The organism is Methylococcales bacterium (assembly GCA_030949405.1).
Taxonomy (GTDB): Bacteria; Pseudomonadota; Gammaproteobacteria; order Methylococcales; family Methylomonadaceae; genus WTBX01.
On record JAUZSN010000002.1, the window covers coordinates 965348 to 989682 of the forward strand.

Here is a 24335-nt window from a genome sequence, read left to right on the forward strand (position 1 = left end):
AATAATAACATCATTATATAACTGATTATCGTTCGGATTCTTTTTTTGCGACTTTATCACGTAAATAGGTGGGTTGTGCTAATTCAACAGACACGCCTTGGTTATTTTTTAAACCTAAAGCACCGAGTTGGGCAATTGCACTGGCTCGAGGTAAATTATCGGTTTCATAGCGTTGAAGCAATTCACCTAGCGCATGATTGAGTTCGGTATGATAAAGAGAAAATCCCGTGCCTATTCCGACCCCTGACTCGATTGGAAATTTAATGTCCGTTGCGGGAGTTACTGCCTCTTTATTGATTAATTGGGCATAACCCTCATGATCTTTTTGATAAACCCCCCAAAAAATTTCGCTCATTCGAGCATCCATTGCTGTAAAAGCGAGGGTTTCAGGATTTTGATTAAAAAATGTTTGAGCGATGGCGGCTAGGGTTGAAACGGGAACAACGGGTAAATCAGCCCCTAGCGCAATTCCATGCGTAATGCCTGTGGCAATTCTCACGCCTGTAAAAGAGCCTGGGCCACAACTAAAGGCGATGCCATCTAATTGGTGGGGCGTTAATTGGGCTTCTGCCATCAGTTTATCTATCATCGGCAAAATGCGTTTGGTATGTTCGCGTGGGGCAAGTTCAAACGATTCATGAATTTCATTATCAAGATAAAGCGCGGCTGAACAGGCTTCGGTCGAGGTTTCTATGGCGAGTAGTTTCATTTTTTCACTGCTATTTGGGTTAATTGCGCATATTGAACGAAACATTTTTGTGATTACAAACAAGATCGCTCTTTATTAGTCTCGCGTTGCTTGTTCAGAAATTGATAAGGGTGTTTTTTGATAGTTACGAGGCGGCTTATTACTTGCTCTGTAAAAAATAAACCTTTCAGGTTTGAGTGTCCTAGAGAGGTTTGAAGGGTCTTATTGCGAATTATAATAGTCTTTTTTTTATTTAAAGTAAAGGCGGGTTAGGATTTTGAAATAGAAAAATTAAGAAGAGGGTAACGATAAGAAAAGACAGCCATAAATATAGATAAAATACCGCTCTCTAACAACCAGAAATTATTATTTTTAAATTATAAGGAAAGCTCACTTAAATTTATTTTTTAGGGATAATATTTATAAATACAAACACCTATAACGACTAAAGAAACCGTTACCCAGCCAATGATGTCCATATATTGACGCAGCTTTGATTCCAGTTTTTCACCGCCAGCCGCGAGTAACATCGCCACTAAAAAAAATCGAGCGCCCCGACCGACAATAGAGGCGGCAATAAAGGGCAAAAAAAACATGTGTAAGGCCCCCGCTGCAATCGTAAAAACTTTATAGGGGATGGGTGAAAATCCTGCAATAAAAACGGCCCAAAATCCCCAGTTTTCAAACCATTCTTTCGCTTGTAAATATTTTCCCCAATAATGCGTTTCTTGTAACCAAGGTGCAAAGGAATCAAATAAAAAATAACCGATGCCATAGCCCAGCATTCCGCCTAAAACGGAGGCAATCGTCGTCCAGAGTGCAAACGAAAATGCTTTATTAGGCTGTGCTAAGGCCATAGGGGCCAGCATCACATCAGGAGGAATGGGAAAAAAAGACGATTCAGCAAAGCTTAAGGCAAATAAGTATTTAGTTGCATGACGATGTTTAGCCCAGGTTAGAGCTTTATCATAAAGTTTTTGAAACATGGTAAAAAGCCCAGTCTTAAATAAAAAAAGCCGTGTAGGATGGGGGTTTCCCACTCAACACAGCCTTATAAAAACGTATTTGTGTTTATAACGATTATTTGCTTAAAAATTTATAAACCGCATCAATCGCTTCATCTTCGCTTAAACCTGCTTTAATGACAGGTTTTATTCCCATGATATTTTTCAATGCAGCAGGCATTCCGTTTTTGCCTTCTCTAAGAATTTTTGCAAATTTAGCTTTATCTAAATTACCCCCTTTAATGAGAGCCGCTAACTGAGGGTTTGATGCAATATCATGACACGTACCACAACCCCGACCGAACGCACGATCATAGATTTTTTTACCTATTTTTTCTAAATCAGCATCAGATGCTGCGAATGAAGGTGAGCTTAAACCGATTAAAGTAATCATCGCTGCGGTAATTAATATTTTTTTCATTTTATTCTCTCTTTTATAGTGTTAAATGGGGGATAGCCCCGTTCTAGCATAAACCGATCAATAATAGATAATTTAGCAAATAAATTCAACAGCTTTCATAATTAATTTGTTGTTGTCGCTTAAATTTAATTGATTTTACTGTGTAATACAGGGCTATTTTTACTAAATAAAGCTGAACCCTTACTGAATTTTAGTCTATTTAAACCACGCAAGTTTTTGTTGCAAACTGACCACGGTTCCGATAATAATCAAGGTCGGCGGTTTTATTTCTTTATTTTTAATCATTTCGGGTAAGCTTTCTAGCGTTCCTGTAATAACGTGTTGATGCGGGGTTGTCCCTTGTTGAACTAACGCAATGGGGTGATCTTTGGAAGCACCGTGTTTAATTAATTGGTCACAAATTTGTGCTAATCCCATTAATCCCATATAAATAACAACCGTTTGATTGGGGGCCGCCAGTTGTTGCCAATTTAGGTTAATTGATCCGTCTTTAAGGTGACCTGTGACAAAGGTACAGGATTGAGCATGATCTCGATGGGTCAGTGGGATTCCCGCATAGGTTGCACAGCCAGAGGCGGCTGTAATCCCTGGAACCACTTGAAAGCTAATATCTTGTGCCATGAGCGTTTCAATTTCTTCCCCCCCCCGACCAAAGATAAACGGATCCCCTCCTTTTAAACGCACAACTCGCTTCCCTTGTTTTGCTAATTTTGCGAGGAGTTCGTTAATGGACGCTTGCGGTAAACTATGATTATCACGCTGTTTGCCGACATAAATTTGTTGGGAATCACGACGAACGAGTTCTAAAATTTCAGGAGAAACTAAGCGGTCGTAAACAACCACATCCGCCTGCTGCATTAAACGTAAGGCTCTAAACGTTAATAAATCGGGATCACCTGGGCCTGCGCCGACAAGGTAAACCTCTCCTTTTTCTTTTGCGTTATCACAATTTTTTAACTGTTGTTGAAACAACGTTTCGGCTTGTTTTGTATTACCTGTAAACACTAATTCAGCGACTGCCCCTTGTAATATTTTTTCCCAAAAAATTCGTCGTTGAGGCGCGTGGGTAATGTGTTGTTTAACCGTTTCTCTAAATTTTTCAGCTAATTGAGCCAGTTGTCCAAATTGAGTGGGAATAACGGTTTCTATTTTTGCCCTTAATAAGCGGGCTAAAACAGGGGAGGCCCCTCCAGTAGAAACCGCTGCAATTACGGGTGAGCGATCAATAATAGCGGGAAAAATAAAACTACATAATTTAGGGTTATCAACGACATTAACGAGGATATTTTTTTGAGTACAAATTTTTTCGATGGTTTGATTTAATGATTTATTATTGGTTGCGGAAATCACCAGACGATAGGTCTCTATATCCGTTGCAGCAAATGTTTTTTTTAACAAGGTGAGGTTTTGTTTTTTTTCCATTGCCATTACGGTATCGCAGAATTGTTCAGCAATGACGGTAATCTTAGCCTCGGCTTTTACGAGTAATTTTATTTTACGCGCTGCAATTTCACCTCCGCCAATAACAAGGCAAGGTTGTTGCTTTAAGCTTAAAAAAATAGGGAAATAGTCCATTGTTGTTATCATTTTTAATTTTTACTGAGAATGCTATTATAAGCCTTGTTTTAAGCGTTGAGAAAAAATATGATTGAATTTAATTTAGAAGTGGATGCGATCGGATTACATTGCCCGCTGCCTTTATTACGCCTGAAAAAAGCATTGCTTGAGATTGAACAAGGAGAGGTGATTAAAATGACAGCAACCGATCCTGCGGCTCATTTGGATATTGGGGTTTATAGCGAGCAATCGGGTCATCACTTACTTGAATTTTTAAAAAAAGAGGACGGCCGGCAAGTTTTTTATATTAAAAAAAAATAAGAGACTTGCCCTGTTAAAAAATTTATCTTTAAACGCACAAATTACGAAAGGTTTATACCATGAGTGAACAACCCGCTTGGACACGCGAAGAATTTGAAGCCGAATTACGCAGTATGGAAAAATATTATCATATCCACCATCCTTATCATACGTTGATGAATGAGGGTAAACTCACTAAAAAGCAATTACAAGGGTGGGTGGCGAATCGTTTTTATTATCAAGTTATGATTCCGATTAAAGATGCTAATATTTTAGCCAATTGCCCTGACCGTAAAACGCGGTCTCTTTGGACTCAACGAATTTTAGATCATGATGGCCATCCTGATGATGAAGGTGGTATTGAAGCGTGGATACAATTAGGAATTGCCGTCGGTTTAACCCGTGAAGAAGTCACGTCTTTAGAGCATGTTTTACCTGCGGTACGTTTTGCGGTGGATGCCTATGTTAATTTTGCTCGACGGGCAGAATGGCATGAGGCGGCCAGTTCGTCGTTAACCGAAATGTTTGCCCCTAAAATTCATCAACAACGTTTAAGTTATTGGCCAGAAATGTATCCGTGGGTTAATGATGAAGGCTATATTTATTTTAAAAAACGGTTATCAGAAGCCCGTCGAGATGTTGAGCATGGGTTAGAAATTACGCTAGATTGGTATCAAACGCGTAAACAACAACAGCGAATGGTTGAAATTTTACAGTTTAAATTAGATGTCTTATGGTCAATGGCCGATGCGATGTATATGGCGTACATTAACAATAAGCCGCCTTATTTTAACGTTGAAAACTAAATCCCTATTGAAAAATCAAAGGTATGCTCCAATATTAGAAGTTCATATTTTAATTATAACTGTAAGGATTCACCATGGCAGAGGCCCCCGCAAAAGTAAATATTGATGGTAAAGACTATCTTTTTAGTGATTTAAGTGATGATGCGAAAGCACAAATTCAAAGCTTACAATTTGTTGAAACTGAAATTGCACGATTAAATGCAAAATTAGCGATTACCAATACGGCTAAATTAGCGTATCAAAACGCGTTAAAAGACTTACTTCCTGAGTAATGCTAATAATCACATAAGGCGGGTAAATACCCCCTTATGTGGCCTAATTCGGGGGCGAGTTCTCGCCCTTAATCCCTTCTGATCCTTTAACCTGATAATTTTTTATGTTCGATGTTATTTATTTGCATATAGGACTTGATAAAACAGGTTCTAAAGCGATTCAATTTGCTTGCTGTGAAAATGCGGCCCATTTAAGTTCAGCTCGTATTTTTTATCCTGTTACGCCTGATACGGTTTGGCACGCTGAATTTGCTTCTTTTTTTCATCAGGATCCAAAAACTTATGCCTATAATCAAGCCATTGGTCGCAGTCAGAAGGCATTGGCGGTTATTCAATCCGAAGATAGAAATTATATTCGTAATTTAGAACAAAAAATTCAACAAACAAATGCTAAAACGATGGTGTTATCCTATGAAGGTTTTGCCTTTTTAGAGGGTGAAACTCTTGAAAAAATGCGCGATTACTTACAGGGTATTAGCAAGCAAGTTAAAATTATTCTTTATTGTCGTGAACCCGTGTCTTATGCGATCAGTGCGGTGAGTCAGCGAGCAATTAGTATGAGTGCGTTGTGGGGAAATGCGCCGATTCAGCTTTACAAGCCTATTTGTGAAAAATTTGTTTCTATTTTTGGAAAAGAAAACATGATTGTTCGTGATTTTTCCAAAAATAAATTAGTCGCTGGCGATGTTCGACAGGATTTTTTTGAACAAATTAAGTTTAATGATCCAAAGGCTTTAAATTTATCGACCGCTGGTGAAAATAGATCGCTCTGTTATGAAGCGATTAGCATTGCGCAAGCGTTACGCACACGTTGTCAACAAGAGCAGATTCCTGAAGCGGAATTTAGTTGGCGATATGCCTCTATTTTACAAAAAATTAAAGGGGTACCGTATACCCTAAATTCTGAACAATTAAGGGATGTTTATTCTAATGCAAATGAGCATAGTGATTATTTACGGGAAAATTTTTCAATTGCGTTTATAGCCGCTGAAAAAAATCAAGCTACCGAGATAAGCCCTACATTTTCATCCGATTTTATGGATTCGATCGCTGAGGTTATTTGTAACCCGCGTGAATTTACCCCCCCGCTTGTACCCGAAGTTAAAACGGATGATGAATTAACCTGTCCTCCGTTTATCGGAAGGCTTGAAGGCGTGGCGATTCCTGACACCCTGATTGCGGGGAAGGAAACGTTATTAACCATTGAATTATTCAATGACAGTGATTTTAATTGGCTATCACAAGGACTTAACCCCAGTTATTTATCCTATCATTGGCAACAAAAATCAGGCGAGATGCTTATTTTTGAAGGGTTACGAAGCTCTTTTTCTACCTTAGGTCTACCTCATGGGCAATCATTAACCGCGACTATGCAGGTATCCGCCCCTTTGGAGGTAGGGTCTTATTATTTAATTTTAACCTTGGTTAAAGAAAATATTTGTTGGTTTGAAGAAAATGGATTTGAACCCTTTAAAACAATGATAACCGTTAGCTCGAATCACTAAACTATTTCATCTTACCTTAAACGTAAGTGATGAAAAATGTCTGAAAATAGTCTGTAAAATAAAAACGGGTTGGGTGAGTTGAGGTCTTAAATTCTTATACCTTAATTATTTTATTATTTTTATCGGCATAAGGACTGCGTTAACATAGTCACCATGAAAAAACTTCTTCTTTATTTAATCGTAGGGTTCATTTTGGTTTGCTTTAACCCCGTCTTAGCAGCCAATGATCTCCCCCTAAAAACACCGCCTAAAAATCAACAAGGGTGTCTTTCTTGTCATCAAGGCATTGAAGCCTTTACCGATGGTTTAATGATGACCACGATTAAAGGGATGGCAAAACCTTATGGAGACCCTGGAGGTTGTGTTATTTGTCATGGCGGAACACCTCAAGCCACCACTAAAAAACAAGCTCATCAAGGTTCACCTGCACGCTTGAAAGAATCCGCTGGCCCTCAACTATTTTATCCTGATCCAGGAAGTATATGGATTAATGAGTTTACCTGTGGGCAGTGTCATCAAGGGGTTGCTAATCGCCTTAAAAAATCGTTAATGAACACCGAAGCAGGGAAATTACAGGGAAATTTTTGGAGTTGGGGGATTCAAAATGACATGAAAGTCGTATGGGGTAATTACAACCTTAAGGATGAAGATGGCTCTATTCCTGAAATTGGAACGGATGCTTATAAAGCGTATATGGTAGACATGATCGCCGCCCATCCTGACCAATTTCCCAATGAACTTAAACAAGTCCCTGATGTGGATGTTAATGCTATTTCAAAACATCCGAATCGGGCGGGTATTACCTATTCCAGACAAGAATGTCAGCGTTGTCATGTCGGCTCAAATGGACGTAAACGGCGGGGTGATTATCGCGGAGCAGGTTGCAGTGCGTGTCATGTTCCCTACAGTAATGAAGGCTTATATGAAGGTAATGATCCAACGATTAATAAAAAGGAAGCAGGACATCTTTTAGTTCATAAACTTCAGGCGACGCGAAAATCTAAAGTTAAGGTCGGAAAGGTTAATTATTCAGGGATTCCTTCCGAAACCTGTAATACTTGTCATAACCGAGGTAAGCGGATTGGTGTGAGTTATCAAGGCTTAATGGAGTTTCCTTATGGTGGTCCTTATAATGATAAAGGTGAAAAACAACCGCCCTTGCATACTAAAAAATATTTATTCATCAAAGATGATTTACATCATCAAATGGTCAGTCGTGAAGGAAATCCTCAAGGGGGATTATTATGTCAGGATTGTCATACTTCAATTGATATACACGGCGATGGTAACATTGCAGGAACCACACTCGCGCAAGTTGAAATTGAGTGCTCCGATTGTCATGGCACCCCTGATAAATTCCCATGGGAATTACCGTTGGGTTATGGTGAGGAGTTTGATAAAAAACTAACCACTAAAGCACGGGGTTTGGCTCAAAAACTTCCTGATTATATGAAATGGGGAACGGTTTATGAACCTGAACAGGGATATTTATTAACCGCTCGTGGAAACCCATTCGGAAATGTCGTTAAAAAAGGTAAAGAGGTTATTATTCACTCCGCATCGGGGTTAGATTTTAAAATACCGATATTGAAACAAATCAGTAAGGATAAGAGCTGGAAGTCCGTAGACGGTCATGTTGCGATGGCACAAGTAAAAGGGCATTTAGAGAATATGGAATGTTATGCGTGTCATGCCGATTGGGTTCCTCAATGTTACGGCTGCCATATTACCGTTGATTATTCAAAAGGAAAAACCAGTGTTGATTGGATTAAAACCGCTAATTCATTGGGTGACGACGGTTTAGTTCAAGACCCCAATCTCAAAAAGAATCACAGTGAAGGGAAAGTTTCTGAAACAAGATCTTATTTACGCTGGGAAACGCCTATTTTAGGCATTAATGGGGAAGGGCGCGTGACCCCGATGATGCCAGGTTGTCAGGTGATTACCACGGTAATTGATAAAGACGGTAAAACCGTTGTTAAAAACAAAATATGGAATACACCGGAAGGGCCTGGGTTAGATATGGCCGCTGTTCAACCGCATACGACTGGACGAAAAGCCCGAAGCTGTGAAAGTTGTCATAATAATCCAAAAACGTTGGGTTATGGGATTGAGGGCGGACGTTTTACAAGTATGAGTCAGCCGCGTTACATTGAGTTAGAAACCGCAACAGGCCAAATAATTCCTGCGAATGCTCAAGTACAAATGCCCGCGATTCCTGATTTACAATGGGATTTATCACAAATTATTACTCGCGAAGGTAAACAGCTCGTTACCGTGGGTTCGCATTGGCCATTAACGGGGCCTTTATCCCAAGCACAGCGCGACAAAATGGAACGGACTCAAGTCTGTATGGCTTGTCATAAAGAAATGAGTAATGCCGAGTTATGGCAAAAAGTGAGCTCAGAAAAAGTGCTGAATGACACAATGCACTCAGAAATGCTGAATAAACTATTGCGTCGAGCGGCTGAAAAAAATAAGCCTAAATCGTTGGTTCCTTCCCGTCAATAATGAGTTGGAAGCGCGGGATCTAAAGAGTCTTAATGGCTAGAAGAACCGCGCTTGAATTCTTCGTTGTTTTTTTAACGTTTAAATTTAACGACAATAGTCAACGAATGTTATTGAAAACGCGTATAATTATCCCCCTTTTTAACGATTGTACGCTTACAATCGCTTGATTCTCTATTTGGAATAAAACATGCTCACAACTGCAAATATCACGATCCAATTTGGCGTAAAACCTTTGTTTGAAAACGTTTCAGTTAAATTTGGTAATGGTAATCGCTATGGCTTGATTGGCGCGAATGGGTGCGGAAAATCAACCTTTATCAAAATATTAGGCGGTGATTTAGAGGCCACCTCGGGAAATGTTGCCAAAGACCCTAATCAACGGATAGGTAAATTAAACCAAAATCAATTTGCTTATGAAGACTGTCGTGTTATTGATACGGTCATCATGGGTTATGAAGAATTATGGGCGATACAATCGGAGCGGGACGCTATTTATGCCAATCCTGAAATGACCGAAGAAGAAGGAATGCGAGCGGGTGAGTTAGAGTCGGAATACGCGGAAATGGATGGCTATACGGCGGAGGCGCGAGCCAGTGAGTTATTAGCGGGATTGGGTATTCTTGAAGCGCAACATTACGGTTTAATGAGTCAAGTGGCCCCCGGTTGGAAATTACGGGTGTTATTAGCGCAGGTTTTATTTTCAAATCCCGATATCATGTTACTGGATGAGCCGACCAATAACCTTGATATTCATGCCATTCAATGGTTAGAGGGGATTTTAAACGAGCGTAATTGTACGATGGTGATTGTCTCGCATGATCGGCATTTTTTAAACAGTGTTTGTACGCACATGGCCGATTTAGATTACGGGGAAATTCGCCTTTACCCAGGGTCGTATGATGATTATATGACCGCCTCAACGATGGTTATTGAGCAATTACAGTCTGAAAATGCTAAAAAACAAGTTCAAATAGCGGATTTAAAAGCCTTTGTCAGTCGGTTTTCAGCCAATGCTTCAAAATCGAAACAAGCGACCTCCCGTGCTAAAAAACTCGCTAAAATTGATTTGGCTGAAATAAAGCCTTCGAGTCGTCAAAACCCGTTTATTCGTTTTGAACAATCTAAAAAACTGCATCGATTAGCCTTAGAAGTCGAGGGGCTGACTAAAGGTTATGAATCTGATTTACTTAAAAACGTTAATTTAACCATTGAAGTTGGCGAACGCGTTGCGGTTATTGGGCAAAATGGTGTGGGTAAGACGACCTTATTAAAATGTCTCGCAGGGGATCTTGAATCGGATTCAGGACAGATTAAATGGTCTGAAAACTCAGAACTAGGCTACTGTGCGCAAGATCATGGGGCTGATTTTGCCACTGATATGTCCTTATTTGACTGGATGGAGCAATGGCGATCAAAAAGTGATGACGATCAGGCGATTCGAGGAACATTAGGGCGATTATTATTTTCTCAAGATGATATTCATAAAAAGGTGAGCGTTTTATCAGGGGGTGAAAAAGGTCGGATGATTTTTGGTAAGTTAATGCTACAGCGTACCAATATGATGCTATTAGACGAGCCTACAAATCATTTAGACATGGAGTCGATTGAGTCATTAAACTTAGCCCTTGAAAATTACCCTGGAACCTTAATTTTTGTCAGCCATGACCGCGAATTTGTTTCCTCACTGGCGACACGTATTATTGAGATTACCCCCACAGAAATTATTGATTTTAAGGGCCGTTATGATGACTACTTACTTTCACAGTAACCCGAAATAAAGCGTAAAATTAATAACTTAGCAGACTAAAATCGTCTTTTTGGCGATTTTTAACATAAGCACCGCATTGCTCGAAAACCGTTAAATTTTTAAACCATGTTACAATGTCAACCATTTTATTGTTTAACAAACAGGTTTTATTGCGTGAAAAATATAATCATAACGGGAATTACAGGGCAAGATGGCGCTTATTTGGCGGAGTTACTCTTAAATAAGGGGCATACAGTTTATGGAACTTACAGACGGACCAGTTCGGTTAATTTTTGGCGTATTGAAGAATTAGGCGTTAAAAATCACCCTAATTTACATTTAGTCGAATATGATTTAACGGACTTAAGTTCAAGCATTCGTTTACTTGAAAATACGGAAGCCAGCGAAGTTTATAACTTAGCAGCCCAAAGTTTTGTCGGGGTTTCCTTCGATCAACCATTAGCAACTGCAGAAATCACAGGCTTAGGGCCTGTGCATTTATTAGAAGCGATTCGGATTGTTAATCCACAGTGTCGTTTTTATCAAGCCTCAACCTCTGAGATGTTTGGTAATGTTCAAGAAATTCCACAAAAAGAATCGACTCCTTTTTATCCGCGTAGTCCTTACGGGGTGGCCAAATTATATGCTCATTGGATGACGATTAATTACCGTGAGTCTTACGATATTTTTGCCACCAGCGGTATTTTGTTTAACCATGAATCGCCATTGCGGGGACAAGAATTTGTTACCCGTAAAATCACCGATACGATGGCTAAAATTAAATTAGGTCAACACGACTTATTAGAATTGGGCAATATGAATGCGAAACGTGACTGGGGCTTTGCCAAAGATTACGTTGAAGGCATGTATTTAATGCTTCAAGCCGATGAGCCTGATACTTATGTGTTAGCGACTAACCGAACTGAAACTGTCCGTGATTTTGTTACGATGTCCTGTCAAGCGGTCGATATTAATATTGAATGGCAAGGTGAGAATGAGCAAGAAATTGGCGTGAATACCGCCACGGGTAAAACCTTAGTCCAAGTGAATCCAAAATTTTACCGTCCTGCGGAAGTTGAGTTATTAATTGGTAATCCAGCCAAAGCTAAAGAGAAACTAGGGTGGGAACCGACAACCACGTTAGAGCAGCTTTGTAAAATGATGGTTGAGGCGGATTTACGTCGTAACAAACAAGGTTTTTCTTTCTAAAATTAAGGGATAAAGTGTGAAAACAGTTTTAATTACGGGAAGCCGTGGGTTTACAGGGGTGTATGTCGCGAATCATTTTGAAAATGCGGGTTATAAGGTCATTCGTAGTGTCACAACCCAACCTCACGCAAATGAGGTACAATGTGATTTAACCGATAAAACAGCCGTTAATGATTTAATGGTACAAACAAAACCAACAGGAATTATCCATTTAGCCGCGATGTCATTTGTCGCGCATGGGGATGAAAGTGCGTTTTATCAAATTAATACTGTTGGCACAACTAATCTATTACAAGCGGTTGATACCGCTGGATTAAATCCTGAAAAAATCATTATTGCCAGCAGTGCGAATGTTTATGGCAATCCAACGGTTGATGTTGTTTCGGAAACCATGCCCTTAAACCCGATTAGTCATTACGCGGCAAGTAAATTGGCGATGGAGGCAATGGTAAAAACATGGTACGAACGTTTTCCTATTGCCGTCGTCAGACCCTTTAATTACACGGGAGTCGGGCAGGATAAAAAATTTCTGGTTCCTAAGATTGTTAGTCATTATGCTCAAAATAAAAAAACCATTGAACTGGGAAATTTAGACGTTGCGCGTGATTTTTCTGATGTGCGTGATATAGCCACCGCCTATTTCAATTTGTTTGAATCCTCCGTGCAATCGGATGTGGTTAATTTTTGTTCGGGCAATACGGTGACATTAGCCGATATGATTCAGTGGATGAATACCCTTGCAGGTTATGAAATTGAGGTAACGGTTAATCCTGATTTTGTACGTAAAAATGAAATTAAAATACTCTGTGGGGATAATCGAAAAATGCAGGACTTATTAAGAGTAGTTCCTTCCATTCCTTTTGTTGAAACCTTACGCGGGATGTATTTAGCAGGGAACGATTAATGCACATTATTCTCAATGTTGAAAGTTTATTAAAGCCCAGTGGCGGGATTGGACGTTATACCCAATACTTATTAGAAGGTTTGTTAAAAAGTGATGACGTTGATAAGGTTTCATGTTTTGGCGGACTTCGGTGGATTGATAGCTCTGAATTTGTTAAAACAAAATCTGTTGCTAATGAGCAAACAGCTGAAACTAGGGATGCTACTGAAATTGACTCATTACCTCAAGCACCCCGCAGTCCATTAAGACAGTTTTTAGCGTCGATTCCTTTTTTAAAAACCGCCGTTTTACGCTCGTTGCCATTCGTTTATCAATTGTATGCCCGTTATAACGCGGCTATGTTTCATCGAAAGGCTAAAACGATCAAAGGCGCGATCTATCATGAGCCTAACTATATTTTAAAACCCTTTGATGGGCCGAGTGTGACTACGGTTCATGATTTATCGTTTATTCATTGCCCAGAATATCACCCTAAAGAACGTGTACAGCATTTAAAGAAACATTTAAAAATGACTTTAGAAAAAGCGGCGCATGTTGTGACGGATTCTGAATTTGTACGCAAAGAATTGATTGCTCAGATGGGCGTGGAACCTGACCGTGTTTCAACGATTTTATTAGGGGTGGATGAAAGTTATCACCCTCGCTCTAAGGCTGAATTAGCCCCTATTTTATCAAAACATAAATTAATCGCAGGACAGTATTTATTATCGGTTTCAACCATTGAGCCTCGTAAAAACATCCTGTCGATATTAGTCGCGTATATGCAATTAGATCCCGCTTTGCGAAAAGACTATCCATTAGTTTTAGTGGGGGGGGACGGTTGGCGTAATCAAGAAATTAAAAACAAGATTACAGAACTAGTGAAACAAGGAGACGTAATTCACTTAGGGTATACCTCGAATGAAGATTTACCTTATTTATTTGCAGGAGCGAGAGCGTTTGTTTTCGTGCCTTTTTATGAAGGTTTTGGATTGCCACCTTTGGAAGCAATGGCAAGTGGTATCCCTGTTTTAACAACCCATGTTTCATCTATTCCTGAAGTTGTTGGCGAGACAGGACTTTTAGTTGCCCCTAATGATGTAGAGGCTATTCAGCAAGGGATGGTTAAGTTATTAACGGATGATAAATGGCGGGCCTTAACCATTAAAGCAGGTTTGGAGCGGGCTAAACAATTCACTTGGACGCGGTGTGTTGAGCAAACGATTGCGATTTATAAAAAAATAGCAGAGTAAACAAATGAAAGGTTAAGTCTAAAATGATATTATCGCATGGACAAAACAGCACGCTTTATTGTTGCAGACAGGTTAATTATAAAAATTAGATATAGAAAATATTGTCGAGGAAATAGAAGACGTGGGTAGAAGCGAACAACGTGAATTAGGGCTACCAATTTAAGACGGGACACTACGGTTAAGCCGTTCATACTTTGACACGCCTCAACGTGTCCCGTTTTAAATTGGTAGCCCTTATTACTCATCTTGAACCCCCCTCAAAAATTATTAAATCAAAGGGTATGTCCAGCACGGATTGAAGATAAAAAGTAGACGTATCTCCCCGCTTAACCATTGGGAATAAGGTGATTTTTAGCTTAATCTTGAATTGATCGCTTGAACCCCCCCCATAAAAATATAGATAGCTTTAGTTGTAGTATGTAATAATGACGAAATACGTTCTAACACTAAAAGGCATAACACAATGGATGATGCTAAAAAGAAAGCATTAGGTAATGCTCTAATGCAGATAGAGAAACAATTTGGTAAAGGCTCTGTCATGCGGATGGGTGATACTAGCGCGTTACGCGATATAGAAGTCGTTTCTACAGGCTCTTTATCCTTAGATATTGCTCTAGGGTGTGGAGGGCTGCCTAAAGGACGGGTCGTTGAAATTTATGGGCCTGAGTCCTCTGGAAAAACAACGATGACGTTAGAGGTGATCGCTCAAGTTCAAAAACAAGGAGGAACGGCGGCTTTTATTGATGCTGAACATGCCCTTGATTTAGGCTATGCTGAAAAAATTGGAGTCGATATTGATAACCTATTAGTTTCACAACCTGATTTTGGCGAGCAAGCATTAGAAATCACTGAAACCTTAGTTCGCTCCTCGGCACTTGATATTATCGTCATTGACTCAGTTGCCGCCCTGACACCTAAAGCAGAAATTGATGGCGACATGGGTGATAGCCACATGGGATTACAAGCGCGATTAATGTCCCAAGCCTTACGAAAATTAACGGCGATTATTAAACGTACCAATACCTTGGTTATTTTTGTCAATCAATTACGCAGTAAAATAGGGGTGATGTTTGGTAGCCCTGAAACAACCACAGGCGGTAATGCTTTAAAATTTTATTCCTCTGTTCGTTTGGATATTCGTCGTGTGGGGGCGATTAAAAAAGAGGATGAAATCATTGGTAATGATACGCGTATAAAAGTCGTTAAAAATAAAGTCGCCCCTCCTTTCAAAGAAGCTCGGTTTGATATTTTATACGGTGAAGGCGTTTCTTTTATCGGTGAATTAATTGATTTAGGCGTTAGTTATGGATTCCTACAAAAATCAGGCGCATGGTATCGCTATGGGGATGAAAAAATTGGTCAAGGAAAAGAAAATGTACGCTTATATTTTATTGAACATCCTGAAAAAGCAGCGCAACTTGAAGGTCAAATTCGGACGGAAGTCTTTGTAAGTCATTTACCCATCAATAATGAACCGCCAGAAACCGCCTAATTAATGTCCCAAAAAGAAATTCGAGCTATTTGTTTACAATTCTTATCCAGACGAGAGTATAGCCAATTAGAATTAATCACTCGATTAAGCGTCAAAGGTTTTTCTGAAGCGGATAGTCAAGCGGTTATTAATGGTTTAGCAGATCAAGGCTTACAAAGTGAGACCCGTTTTGCAGAAAACTATGCGCGTTCACGGTTTAACCGAGGGTTTGGTCGCTCAAAGGTTAGCTATGAACTCAAACAACGAGGGATTGAAGGATTTAATTTACAGGCGGTTATTGATGATAATTTTGGGGATGAAATCGCGTTAATAAATCAAGTGTATGCTAAAAAATATTCAACTGATTTACCTGTAAATTATAAAGAGCGTTTAAAACGTCAACGATTTTTACAACAACGAGGGTTTAGTTTTGAGCTGATTCAATCACTTTTTTCTCGTTAACCGACTATACCCCCACTATTGATTTCGCCATCCACAAACAGACCCCAAAATAAAATAATCGAGGAATCCATTCTGATAGCGCATCATCTTCCAACTTAATCAGGTCGGCTTCACTTCGGGTAAAGTTAAGCAGTGATTCGGCTAAATTCCCACTAAATTCACTTGCTGAAATAATCTGTATCGCGGTCGGTGGGATGATTTTAATCTGAGCTAAAATAACGGCAACGTCCTCCCCTGAGTGACATTCCTGAATGGCCTCGTTAAAACGATTTTTTAAGACGTGATTTTTAATGGTCGCTACGGCTAAAGGCAATGCGTCACTGAAAGGAATGCCCGCATCCATCATCATAGCCAAAATAGATAAAAATCGATTAATTTGTCGTTTAACGATCCATTTTGATACGATGGGTAAACGTATTTGTAAGTGTTGAAATAATGGCCTAAACCAAGTGGGCAATTTTAAAGCGATGAAGAAGAGCAATACTATTTGTAAAAATTGACCGATAGACTGTATTAAATAACTAAAAGAGGTTATTTGATTTGCTATGAGTAAGGGAATAGGTTGAATTAACAACGCGAGTAGTAGGACCAAAGTAGGTAAATAAAGTCGTGATTTAATTTTTTTTAAACGGTTTAGTTTCTCACTGTAATGATCGGCTAATTGTTGATAAACTGCGGTTAAGCGTCCACTTACTTCCGCACTTTCAATTAAGGCTTGATGGGTTTCGTTAAAAATACCTGCATTGACTCCCGCAGTGGCAACCGCTAGTCCTGAGTTCAATTGTCGCTGCATTCTTAATAACCGTTTGTTTAAATTTTTATCGGTGGTTTTCAGTAACGCTAAACTTTGGGTCGCTGGAATGCCTGCGGTCTCCATTTGATAAAGATGTAAGAATAGATGGGCGAATGATTCCGTGGACATCGTTTTATTTTTAGATGGATTTGGCATACACTAACCTTATAAGTTAAAAAATAAACTGTCACGAAATGCTTTTAAAGTAAGCTAAATTCGAGCACTTTTGCTGCGAACGGCTTCTATCTGACTTATATCTGGACAAAACCCTATAAATTAGGCAGAATTGTCATCCTATATTACATCGACTCACACTTGTCATGGCAACAATTTCTGTTTTAAATGGGCCTAATTTAAATTTATTAGGTACCCGAGAGCCGACCCATTACGGCAATATAACGCTTAAAACAATACACGATTCGCTTGAAATCCTCGCATCATCTCAAGGTCATGTGTTGGCGTTTCATCAGCATAATGCAGAACATCTGCTGGTTGAATGCATTCATCAAGCTTTTTATGATAATGTGGATTTTATCATTATCAATCCCGCCGCTTTTACGCATACCAGTGTCGCGATTCGGGATGCTTTACTCGCCACTAAAATTCCCTTTATTGAGGTTCATTTGTCTAATGTACATGCGCGTGAACCTTTTAGAGCCCACTCCTACTTTTCAGATATAGCCCGTGGTGTGATTTGTGGATTAGGGGCAAAAGGCTATGAACTCGCTTTACAAGCAGCCGATCAGATATTAACCGAGAAATAATTATGACTATGGATATTAGAAAAATAAAAAAATTAATCGAACTTATTGAGGGTTCCGATATTTCAGAAATTGAAATTAATGAGGGTGAAGAATCGGTACGCATTAGTCGTTATTCAGCGAATGCACCGGTGGTAGCGGCACCTGTTGCAGTCGCCCCGATTGCAAACCCTGCTATGGCCCCTCATGAGACCCCTGAAGAAAGCCATCAAGGCCATGTCCTTAAATCGCCGATGGTCGGAACTTTTTATAAAGCCTCTTCACCAGGTTCTGCCTCTTTTGTTGAAATTGGACAAACGGTGAGTGAGGGTGAAACCTTGTGTATTATTGAAGCGATGAAAATTTTAAATCAAATTGAAGCCGATAAATCAGGGGTTATTAAAAAAATACTGGTTGATAATGCACAACCTGTCGAATATGACCAACCATTATTTGTAATTGAATAGGGCCGAATGAATGTTTGATAAAATTGTAATCGCCAACCGTGGTGAAATTGCTTTACGAATTTTACGTGCTTGCCGAGAATTAGGGATTAAAACCGTTGCGGTTCATTCGGATGCGGATCGTGATTTAAAACATGTACGGTTAGCCGATGAGTCCGTTTGTATTGGCCCTGCCGCGTCTGCTGATAGTTATTTAAATATTCCCGCTATTATTAGTGCCGCCGAAGTCACAGATGCCGAAGCGATTCATCCTGGGTATGGCTTTTTATCGGAAAATGCAGATTTCTCCGAAAAAGTAGCGCAAAGTGGCTTTACGTTTATTGGGCCTAAAGCGGAAACTATTCGTATTATGGGCGATAAAATTTCGGCTAAAAAAGCGATGAAAGAAGCGGGGATTCCCTGTGTTCCAGGTAATGGAAATCCGTTAGGCAATGATGCCAAAGAAAATATAAGAATGGCCTCTGATATTGGCTACCCCATTATTATTAAAGCGGCAGGTGGGGGGGGGGGGGGACGTGGAATGCGTACCGTTCATACGGAAGCGGCCTTATTAAATTCAATCAGCTTAACGAAAGCAGAAGCGGGAACGGCCTTTGGTAACAGTACCGTTTATATGGAAAAGTTTTTAGAGGATCCACGCCATATTGAATTTCAAATACTTGCCGATAGTCAGGGGAATGTTATTCATTTAGGGGAACGAGATTGCTCTATGCAACGCCGTCATCAAAAAGTGATTGAAGAAGCTCCAGCCCCAGGTATTAGTGCTGAAGTGCGTGAGCGTATGGGGAAACTCTGTACGGATGCCTGCAAAGATATAGGCTATTTAGGGGCAGGAACTTTTGAATTTTTATATGAAAACGACGAATTCTTTTTTATTGAAATGAATACGCGTGTTCAAGTAGAACATCCTGTGACTGAAATGATTACGGGCTTTGATATTGTTAAAGAACAGCTTCGTATTGCGGCTGGATTACCTTTATCGAAAACGCAAGATGAAATTACCTTTACCGGTCATGCGATTGAGTGTCGTTTAAATGCGGAAGATCCTGATAACTTTATGCCTTCACCAGGGGTAATCGATCAATTTCACATGCCAGGAGGGCCTGGAATTCGCTGTGAAACGCATATTTATAATGGCTATAAAGTTCCGCCTTATTATGATTCGATGATTGGTAAATTAATTGCCCATGGGGAAGACCGACAGAGTGCGATTGCGCGAATGAAAACGGCCTTAATGGAAATGATTATTGAGGGAATTAAAACCAATATTCCATTGCAAAGTCGATTGATGGCTGATAATGGTTTTGCACTCGGTGGGCAAAATATTCATTATTTAGAAAAAAAATTAGGGATTGGTTAACTTTGATAGGCGAGCTGACTAGGGTTGGCTTTCTACCTGCTTTCAACGAGATGATAATATGACTTGGCATCAACTTTCTGTGACAACAGATGAAAATAGCGCACCGCTCATTGCTGATTTTTTTAGTGAATTGGGTGCTGTGTCGGTTACCTATATGGATGCTAAAGACCAGCCTGTTTATGAACCTGACATTGGTGAAACTAAAATATGGCTACAAACGGTTGTGATTGGCTTATATGAATTAGACGCTAATCCTGATGTCATTAAAAAAGCTTTATTTGTTCAGTTTGAAGAATGTCCCTTAGAAAATTGGCAGTCACTTCGATTAGAAGATCAAGTTTGGGAACGAACTTGGATGGAACATTATAAACCAATGAAGTTTGCGGATAAACTTTGGGTGTGTCCCACAGGGCAAGAAAACGTTGAAAAAAATACCGTTTGTATGGTTTTAGATCCTGGATTGGCTTTTGGAACAGGAACCCATGCAACCACCGCCTTGTGTTTGGAATGGCTTGCAAGTCATGACCTAAGCAATAAAATAATTATTGATTATGGCTGTGGCTCAGGCATTCTAGCCATTGCAGCGGTTTTGTTAGGGGCAAAACATGCGTATGCCGTTGATATTGATCCTCAAGCTTTGACGGCCACACAAGCCAATGCCATTAAAAATAAAGTTGAGGATAAAATTAGTTCGTTTTTAGTCAACGACTTTAATCCTGTTAACGCGGATATAGTTTTAGCCAATATTTTAGCAAAACCCCTAATTGAATTACACGATACCCTCAGTGATTTAGTGAAAAATAACGGACAACTTGTCTTATCGGGCATTTTAAACGAGCAGGCTGTCGAGGTTAGTAAGGCTTATGCGACTCAATTTAACGTTAATCCTGTAACCAGTCAAGAAGACTGGTGTCGTTTAGATGCGAATAAAATTTAAGTAAATGCTCACCCAATGTCAGCAATGTAAGAAAACCTATAGCACGGAAATTAAAATTTTATGTTATAGCAATCAAAAACATTTATGCCCTCATTGTGAGGAGATGTTAGGGAAGCTCAAGCATTTAGGTAAAAATTTTGTTCTTTTAAGTGATTCAAAGCCATCATTTCGACAATCATCAACTTTGGGCTGGCGGCTAGGGGTTATTTTTTGTTTGTGTTTACTCGTAGGGCAGCTTTATTTTTTTGAACAACAACGAATTCTTCAACATCCTTATACGCGAGTTTGGTTAGAAAAATTTTGCAAGGCTTTAACGTGCGAACTTCCCTCTTATAAAAACAGTGATGATTTTGAAGTGATGTATCATGACCTTCAACAAACACAACATCATTATATATTTCAAGCTGTCTTTAGTAATCAAGGGCAATTTAAACAACATTATCCTCCTATTAAGCTGACGTTATTATCTTTTTCGGATGATATATTTGCTCAACGACTCTTTAAATCCGCTGATTATTTGGAAAATTCCGAAAAAAAATCGTGGGTTTTACCTTCACAAACAGTTGAAATTAGTTTAAAAATTGTCATACCGAAACAAAAAGTCGGCGGGTATAGATTTGAATTAATTTAATATTTTCTGTGTTAAAATCGGTCTTTCATTTTTTTGTTTTTTCTTATGACACTGAGCTCTTTGTTATCTATTCATTCAACAACAGACTCTGAAAAAAAAGTCTGCGCACTTTGTCATCAGCCTGTCGCTATTAATGGCTTTGTGCTATTGAAAAAATCCAAACTAAAACATTTTTGCTGTGAAGGCTGTTTAAGTATTTATCAGCTTTTTAACAAAAATATTTCTCGTCCTAATTCATAACTATAATAAAGAGGTCTTCATGAAAGCCTGCGATTCTTGCTCTGAACGTGTTGAAATTGGTAAAAATCATCGAAATCAAAATATTTTTATCCGTGCTATTGCTACCCCGTTAGTTTATTTACCTTTGTTGATGGTACCGTTTGTTATTTTAAGTGCCTATACCTGCTATTTTCATTTGCGATTAAGTGGCGGTAAAAATATAAAAAAATGGTCTGATTTTATTCCTGACAGAACAACGCATCGTTATAATTTAAAAACGCAGGTTACGATGGATGCAAGCTTTAAATTAAGCGCGGCGCAATCAAAATTATATTGGATTTTCAACTGTACATGGTACTGCCCTGTGAGTGTGGCTTTATTTGAATGGCATACGTATTTAGTCAAAGTGATTGAAAATTGGTGGTGTCCATTCACTCATGAACGTAAAGACAGTCATTATCAAGATGCGGCGATTGATAAATCGTTTTGGCATATTTATCCAGAAGAAGCTGAAAAATTGGATAAAGAGGATTTAAATAATCCGATTTGGAATGATGAAAACGATAAATCTTAGTCAGACTTGTTGTCGATTGACTAAAAATAATCCTCAATTAAAGCGTTATCGTTTTAGTTAGTGGACTCATTTGAAAAAATTAACGTTTTTTATTCCTAACTTAACGTGTTATGAATTTATTTCTAAGCTCGTTATTAAACGTTTACATTTTAACCCTAAAAAACCATTTATAATGGCCTTTAAGTAAAAAATTATGATAAATAAAAAACAGCTCGTTATGATACTGACAAGTTTTATGGTGGGTGCCATGTTAACTGCCTGTTCAGATGATGAGGCAAAATCTGTCAGAGAAGTTGATAGTGTCTTTAATCATCCGCATGAAAAAGTAACGGATATAGAAAAGCATAAGTTTGAGCATGAATTCAGTCAAGACTGTGTTGTGCGTGAGCTTAAAAATTCAACCAATAGAGTTGCAGATAAAAAACGCTTTTCAAAAGCCTGTATGTGTATTGCAAAATTTATGATGAAGGACTTAACGGCTGTTGAGGCTGAAAAGTTTTTAAAAGAAGATAAAGATACTCAGTCATTGCGGATTCGTTTTGATAATGCTGCGTATAACTGTTTGCAAGAAGATGCAAAAACGCCAGGGCCTAAGTTATTTGGAAAACCTAAAGCCTCTTAAGAGGTGTGATCAAACACAATAATTAAGCTCTAGGTTAGTTGTATGGAGGGTCGTTGATTTACAAGGCGGCGCTCCATTTATTTTGATTGATAAGAGATAAAACCATCACGATTAGGCATTTTTACGTTCGGAAGTGTTTCCGCATTCATGATTTCTTTTTCGCTAATAATTCCATTCAAATACAATAAATAAGCCGTTACCGCATAAAGCTGGCTGTTGGTTAAACTTCCTGGGTTATTCAATGGCATTGAGCGGCGGGTAAAATCAAAAATAGTTGTGGCATACGGCCAATACGTTCCAATGGTTTTATCAGGAGGATTATCCGTTAATCCATGTTTCGCCCCCGCTAATTCATCCGCACTATCGCCCGTTCCATCCACCCCATGACAACTTAAACACGTCTGTTGATACACTTTTTTACCATAAACGGCGGTTCCTTTGCCAGTCGGTAAGCCCTCCCCATCAGGAAAAATATCTAAGTTCCATTGCTCAACTAATTTTTGAGAAACTGGTTTTCCGAGCTGAGGGGAGTCTTCGGCTTGTGCGACAGGAATCAACACTAAGGCTAAACAAACTAGGCTATTACGCATAAACATGAGAAATCGCTCCGTTCGAGTTTATTTTCCAGCTTACGATTGCATTGTAATGAAAGTATCCGTGTGTCCCTCGTTGTTTCACCAGCTCTTCACGCTCGGGTTGTACATACCCTGTTTCGTCAATCGCCCGACTTTTTAGAATAGCTTCGCCCCCTGTCCATTGCCAAGGAATTCTAAAACGGGTAAAACATTGGCTTAAAATAGGCGTTTGTAATTCCGCTTGCGCCCATGTTTTTCCGCCATCCGCTGACACCTCAACTTTTTTTATTTTACCGCGACCACTCCACGCAAGCCCATTAATTTGGTAAAGCCCTTTCTTATCAAGCTGATAGCCAAAAGAAGGTCGAGTAATTAATGATTTTGCTTCCATGACAAAGGTAAATTGTCGGGCTTTCCCCGAAGGCATTAACTCGGTATATTTAGAGGTTTCATTTCGTGCCATGACAGGCCGATTAGTCAGATGTAAACGTCGTAACCATTTAACATTAACGACCCCCTCCCAACCAGGAACAATTAAACGAAGCGGATAGCCATTTTCAGGCCGAATACGCTCGCCATTTTGGTATAAAGCAATCAAGCAATCATCTAGGGCTTTATCTAAAGGGAGGCTGACATTCATCAGGGATGCATCAGCCCCTTCGGCAATTAACCATTTTGCGCGGCCTTTTAATTTAGCTTCATCCAGTAATAAACGTAAAGGAACGCCCGTCCATTCGCTACAAGAAGCCATTCCGTGAAAATAACCTAATTTCGTTTGAATGGGTTCAGAACGCCACCCCGCATTACTATTTCCACCGCATTCAATAAAACATAACCGTGAGGTCATGGGGTAACGCAATAAATCATCAACGCTAAAGGTTAATGATTGATTGACCAGTCCATGAATTAATAATTGGTGGTGTTTTGGGTTAATATCAGGTACGCCATTATGATGGCGTTCAAAATGCAAGCCACTCGGGGTAATCGTTCCTTCTAAATCGTGTAACGGAGTCCATGAAACACCATTACCCGCGACCTTTTGATTCCCCATTGTCCAGCGGATGGTTTCCCGCTCATAAGGGGATGGCGCACCATAGTTAGAAAAGGGGCTTCCTACTTTTTTTGAACTTTTAGGTCGATCATAGTCTGTTTTGGCTAAAACATCGGCACTTAAAATAGCGGCTGAAAAGGTTAACCCTTTCTTTAAAAATAATCGCCGATCCAATAAACCTCCGCCCGCTACTGCCTCTAAAGTATGTTCTTTATTCATCATTTTCCTTAACTGTGTTCAAGATCTAATAAATAGATATAGGTTGACATATTTGACTTTA

26 protein-coding genes are annotated in these 24335 nt (G+C 39.3%); 19 read left to right on the forward strand and 7 right to left on the reverse strand.

Going from position 1 to position 24335, the window contains the following annotated elements; translation table 11 throughout:
• Positions 1–25: 25 nt before the first annotated feature.
• The 4 genes from tsaB to cysG form a co-directional block, all read right to left on the reverse strand.
• Complete coding sequence (gene tsaB, locus Q9M50_05135) at positions 26–709, reverse strand: tRNA (adenosine(37)-N6)-threonylcarbamoyltransferase complex dimerization subunit type 1 TsaB (protein MDQ7090012.1); 684 nt, start codon at positions 707–709, stop codon at positions 26–28.
• A 386-nt stretch (positions 710–1095) separates the two neighbouring features.
• Entirely contained in the window at positions 1096–1674 is a 579-nt protein-coding gene (locus Q9M50_05140) for a YqaA family protein (protein ID MDQ7090013.1), read from the reverse strand.
• Between the two features lie 94 nt (positions 1675–1768).
• Entirely contained in the window at positions 1769–2113 is a 345-nt protein-coding gene (locus Q9M50_05145; GenBank protein ID MDQ7090014.1) for a cytochrome c, read from the reverse strand.
• Between the two features lie 195 nt (positions 2114–2308).
• Entirely contained in the window at positions 2309–3688 is a 1380-nt protein-coding gene (gene cysG / locus Q9M50_05150) for a siroheme synthase CysG (GenBank protein MDQ7090015.1), read from the reverse strand.
• A gap of 69 nt (positions 3689–3757) precedes the next feature.
• Here cysG and Q9M50_05155 point away from each other — a divergent pair, with 69 nt between their 5' ends.
• The 11 genes from Q9M50_05155 (at position 3758) to Q9M50_05205 (ending at position 16089) form a co-directional block, all read left to right on the forward strand.
• Complete coding sequence (locus tag Q9M50_05155; protein MDQ7090016.1) at positions 3758–3991, forward strand: sulfurtransferase TusA family protein; 234 nt, start codon at positions 3758–3760, stop codon at positions 3989–3991.
• Positions 3992–4050: 59 nt separating this feature from the next.
• Positions 4051–4776, forward strand: coding sequence for a pyrroloquinoline-quinone synthase PqqC (gene pqqC / locus Q9M50_05160; protein MDQ7090017.1), 726 nt, complete (start codon positions 4051–4053; stop codon positions 4774–4776).
• Positions 4777–4850: 74 nt separating this feature from the next.
• A complete protein-coding gene (locus Q9M50_05165; GenBank protein ID MDQ7090018.1) occupies positions 4851–5048 on the forward strand; it encodes a DUF6447 family protein in 198 nt (65 codons plus the stop codon).
• Between the two features lie 104 nt (positions 5049–5152).
• Positions 5153–6553: a hypothetical protein gene (locus Q9M50_05170; protein MDQ7090019.1), complete on the forward strand. Its 1401-nt coding sequence runs from the start codon at positions 5153–5155 to the stop codon at positions 6551–6553.
• Positions 6554–6745: 192 nt separating this feature from the next.
• Positions 6746–9064, forward strand: coding sequence for a hypothetical protein (locus tag Q9M50_05175; protein MDQ7090020.1), 2319 nt, complete (start codon positions 6746–6748; stop codon positions 9062–9064).
• Between the two features lie 187 nt (positions 9065–9251).
• A complete protein-coding gene (locus tag Q9M50_05180) occupies positions 9252–10832 on the forward strand; it encodes an ABC-F family ATPase (GenBank protein ID MDQ7090021.1) in 1581 nt (526 codons plus the stop codon).
• Positions 10833–10985: 153 nt separating this feature from the next.
• A complete protein-coding gene (gmd, locus tag Q9M50_05185; protein MDQ7090022.1) occupies positions 10986–12020 on the forward strand; it encodes a GDP-mannose 4,6-dehydratase in 1035 nt (344 codons plus the stop codon).
• A 16-nt stretch (positions 12021–12036) separates the two neighbouring features.
• Positions 12037–12924 carry a GDP-mannose 4,6-dehydratase gene (locus tag Q9M50_05190; protein MDQ7090023.1) on the forward strand — a complete coding sequence of 296 codons (888 nt, stop codon included), beginning with the start codon at positions 12037–12039 and terminating at the stop codon, positions 12922–12924.
• Positions 12924–14156 carry a glycosyltransferase family 1 protein gene (locus Q9M50_05195; protein MDQ7090024.1) on the forward strand — a complete coding sequence of 411 codons (1233 nt, stop codon included), beginning with the start codon at positions 12924–12926 and terminating at the stop codon, positions 14154–14156. The genes Q9M50_05190 and Q9M50_05195 overlap by 1 nt, the downstream gene beginning before the upstream one ends.
• A gap of 463 nt (positions 14157–14619) precedes the next feature.
• Positions 14620–15648 carry a recombinase RecA gene (gene recA / locus Q9M50_05200; GenBank protein MDQ7090025.1) on the forward strand — a complete coding sequence of 343 codons (1029 nt, stop codon included), beginning with the start codon at positions 14620–14622 and terminating at the stop codon, positions 15646–15648.
• 3 nt (positions 15649–15651) lie between these two features.
• Positions 15652–16089: a regulatory protein RecX gene (locus Q9M50_05205; protein MDQ7090026.1), complete on the forward strand. Its 438-nt coding sequence runs from the start codon at positions 15652–15654 to the stop codon at positions 16087–16089.
• Positions 16090–16093: 4 nt separating this feature from the next.
• Here the strand turns inward: Q9M50_05205 and Q9M50_05210 are convergent, their stop codons facing one another.
• A complete protein-coding gene (locus Q9M50_05210; protein ID MDQ7090027.1) occupies positions 16094–17038 on the reverse strand; it encodes a type II secretion system F family protein in 945 nt (314 codons plus the stop codon).
• Between the two features lie 164 nt (positions 17039–17202).
• Here Q9M50_05210 and aroQ point away from each other — a divergent pair, with 164 nt between their 5' ends.
• The 8 genes from aroQ to Q9M50_05250 all read left to right on the forward strand — a co-directional run bounded on the left by aroQ (position 17203) and on the right by Q9M50_05250 (position 22429).
• Positions 17203–17646, forward strand: a complete 444-nt coding sequence (gene aroQ / locus Q9M50_05215) for a type II 3-dehydroquinate dehydratase (GenBank protein MDQ7090028.1) — start codon at positions 17203–17205, stop codon at positions 17644–17646.
• Positions 17647–17654: 8 nt separating this feature from the next.
• Positions 17655–18089, forward strand: a complete 435-nt coding sequence (gene accB, locus Q9M50_05220) for an acetyl-CoA carboxylase biotin carboxyl carrier protein (GenBank protein MDQ7090029.1) — start codon at positions 17655–17657, stop codon at positions 18087–18089.
• Between the two features lie 10 nt (positions 18090–18099).
• Positions 18100–19446, forward strand: coding sequence for an acetyl-CoA carboxylase biotin carboxylase subunit (gene accC, locus Q9M50_05225; GenBank protein MDQ7090030.1), 1347 nt, complete (start codon positions 18100–18102; stop codon positions 19444–19446).
• A 58-nt stretch (positions 19447–19504) separates the two neighbouring features.
• Positions 19505–20383: a 50S ribosomal protein L11 methyltransferase gene (gene prmA / locus Q9M50_05230; GenBank protein MDQ7090031.1), complete on the forward strand. Its 879-nt coding sequence runs from the start codon at positions 19505–19507 to the stop codon at positions 20381–20383.
• 4 nt (positions 20384–20387) lie between these two features.
• A complete protein-coding gene (locus Q9M50_05235) occupies positions 20388–21014 on the forward strand; it encodes a DUF3426 domain-containing protein (protein ID MDQ7090032.1) in 627 nt (208 codons plus the stop codon).
• A gap of 45 nt (positions 21015–21059) precedes the next feature.
• Positions 21060–21254 carry a metal-binding protein gene (locus Q9M50_05240; protein MDQ7090033.1) on the forward strand — a complete coding sequence of 65 codons (195 nt, stop codon included), beginning with the start codon at positions 21060–21062 and terminating at the stop codon, positions 21252–21254.
• Between the two features lie 19 nt (positions 21255–21273).
• The gene (locus Q9M50_05245; GenBank protein ID MDQ7090034.1) at positions 21274–21807 is read left to right on the forward strand and encodes a hypothetical protein; all 534 of its coding nucleotides are present in this window, start codon (positions 21274–21276) and stop codon (positions 21805–21807) included.
• A 217-nt stretch (positions 21808–22024) separates the two neighbouring features.
• Complete coding sequence (locus Q9M50_05250) at positions 22025–22429, forward strand: hypothetical protein (protein ID MDQ7090035.1); 405 nt, start codon at positions 22025–22027, stop codon at positions 22427–22429.
• A 77-nt stretch (positions 22430–22506) separates the two neighbouring features.
• Here Q9M50_05250 and Q9M50_05255 read toward each other — a convergent pair whose 3' ends face one another.
• Entirely contained in the window at positions 22507–23019 is a 513-nt protein-coding gene (locus tag Q9M50_05255) for a c-type cytochrome (GenBank protein ID MDQ7090036.1), read from the reverse strand.
• Positions 23012–24277: a sulfite dehydrogenase gene (soxC, locus tag Q9M50_05260; GenBank protein ID MDQ7090037.1), complete on the reverse strand. Its 1266-nt coding sequence runs from the start codon at positions 24275–24277 to the stop codon at positions 23012–23014. Before soxC ends, Q9M50_05255 begins: the two co-directional genes overlap by 8 nt.
• Positions 24278–24335 lie beyond the last annotated feature (58 nt).

Bases quoted from the DNA above. Each gene is read 5' to 3' on its own strand.
- accC (MDQ7090030.1), top strand. From the start codon at position 18,100: ATGTTTGATAAAATTGTAATCGCCAACCGTGGTGAAATTGCTTTACGA.
- aroQ (MDQ7090028.1), top strand. From the start codon at position 17,203: ATGGCAACAATTTCTGTTTTAAATGGGCCTAATTTAAATTTATTAGGT.
- cysG (MDQ7090015.1), bottom strand. From the start codon at position 3,688: ATGGACTATTTCCCTATTTTTTTAAGCTTAAAGCAACAACCTTGCCTT.
- prmA (MDQ7090031.1), top strand. From the start codon at position 19,505: ATGACTTGGCATCAACTTTCTGTGACAACAGATGAAAATAGCGCACCG.
- Q9M50_05250 (MDQ7090035.1), top strand. From the start codon at position 22,025: ATGATACTGACAAGTTTTATGGTGGGTGCCATGTTAACTGCCTGTTCA.
- Q9M50_05255 (MDQ7090036.1), bottom strand. From the start codon at position 23,019: ATGCGTAATAGCCTAGTTTGTTTAGCCTTAGTGTTGATTCCTGTCGCA.
- soxC (MDQ7090037.1), bottom strand. From the start codon at position 24,277: ATGATGAATAAAGAACATACTTTAGAGGCAGTAGCGGGCGGAGGTTTA.
- Q9M50_05205 (MDQ7090026.1), top strand. From the start codon at position 15,652: ATGTCCCAAAAAGAAATTCGAGCTATTTGTTTACAATTCTTATCCAGA.
- tsaB (MDQ7090012.1), bottom strand. From the start codon at position 709: ATGAAACTACTCGCCATAGAAACCTCGACCGAAGCCTGTTCAGCCGCG.
- Q9M50_05145 (MDQ7090014.1), bottom strand. From the start codon at position 2,113: ATGAAAAAAATATTAATTACCGCAGCGATGATTACTTTAATCGGTTTA.
- Q9M50_05170 (MDQ7090019.1), top strand. From the start codon at position 5,153: ATGTTCGATGTTATTTATTTGCATATAGGACTTGATAAAACAGGTTCT.
- Q9M50_05240 (MDQ7090033.1), top strand. From the start codon at position 21,060: ATGACACTGAGCTCTTTGTTATCTATTCATTCAACAACAGACTCTGAA.
- Q9M50_05180 (MDQ7090021.1), top strand. From the start codon at position 9,252: ATGCTCACAACTGCAAATATCACGATCCAATTTGGCGTAAAACCTTTG.
- Q9M50_05155 (MDQ7090016.1), top strand. From the start codon at position 3,758: ATGATTGAATTTAATTTAGAAGTGGATGCGATCGGATTACATTGCCCG.
- recA (MDQ7090025.1), top strand. From the start codon at position 14,620: ATGGATGATGCTAAAAAGAAAGCATTAGGTAATGCTCTAATGCAGATA.
- Q9M50_05235 (MDQ7090032.1), top strand. From the start codon at position 20,388: ATGCTCACCCAATGTCAGCAATGTAAGAAAACCTATAGCACGGAAATT.
- Q9M50_05140 (MDQ7090013.1), bottom strand. From the start codon at position 1,674: ATGTTTCAAAAACTTTATGATAAAGCTCTAACCTGGGCTAAACATCGT.
- Q9M50_05195 (MDQ7090024.1), top strand. From the start codon at position 12,924: ATGCACATTATTCTCAATGTTGAAAGTTTATTAAAGCCCAGTGGCGGG.
- Q9M50_05165 (MDQ7090018.1), top strand. From the start codon at position 4,851: ATGGCAGAGGCCCCCGCAAAAGTAAATATTGATGGTAAAGACTATCTT.
- pqqC (MDQ7090017.1), top strand. From the start codon at position 4,051: ATGAGTGAACAACCCGCTTGGACACGCGAAGAATTTGAAGCCGAATTA.
- accB (MDQ7090029.1), top strand. From the start codon at position 17,655: ATGGATATTAGAAAAATAAAAAAATTAATCGAACTTATTGAGGGTTCC.
- Q9M50_05245 (MDQ7090034.1), top strand. From the start codon at position 21,274: ATGAAAGCCTGCGATTCTTGCTCTGAACGTGTTGAAATTGGTAAAAAT.
- Q9M50_05210 (MDQ7090027.1), bottom strand. From the start codon at position 17,038: ATGCCAAATCCATCTAAAAATAAAACGATGTCCACGGAATCATTCGCC.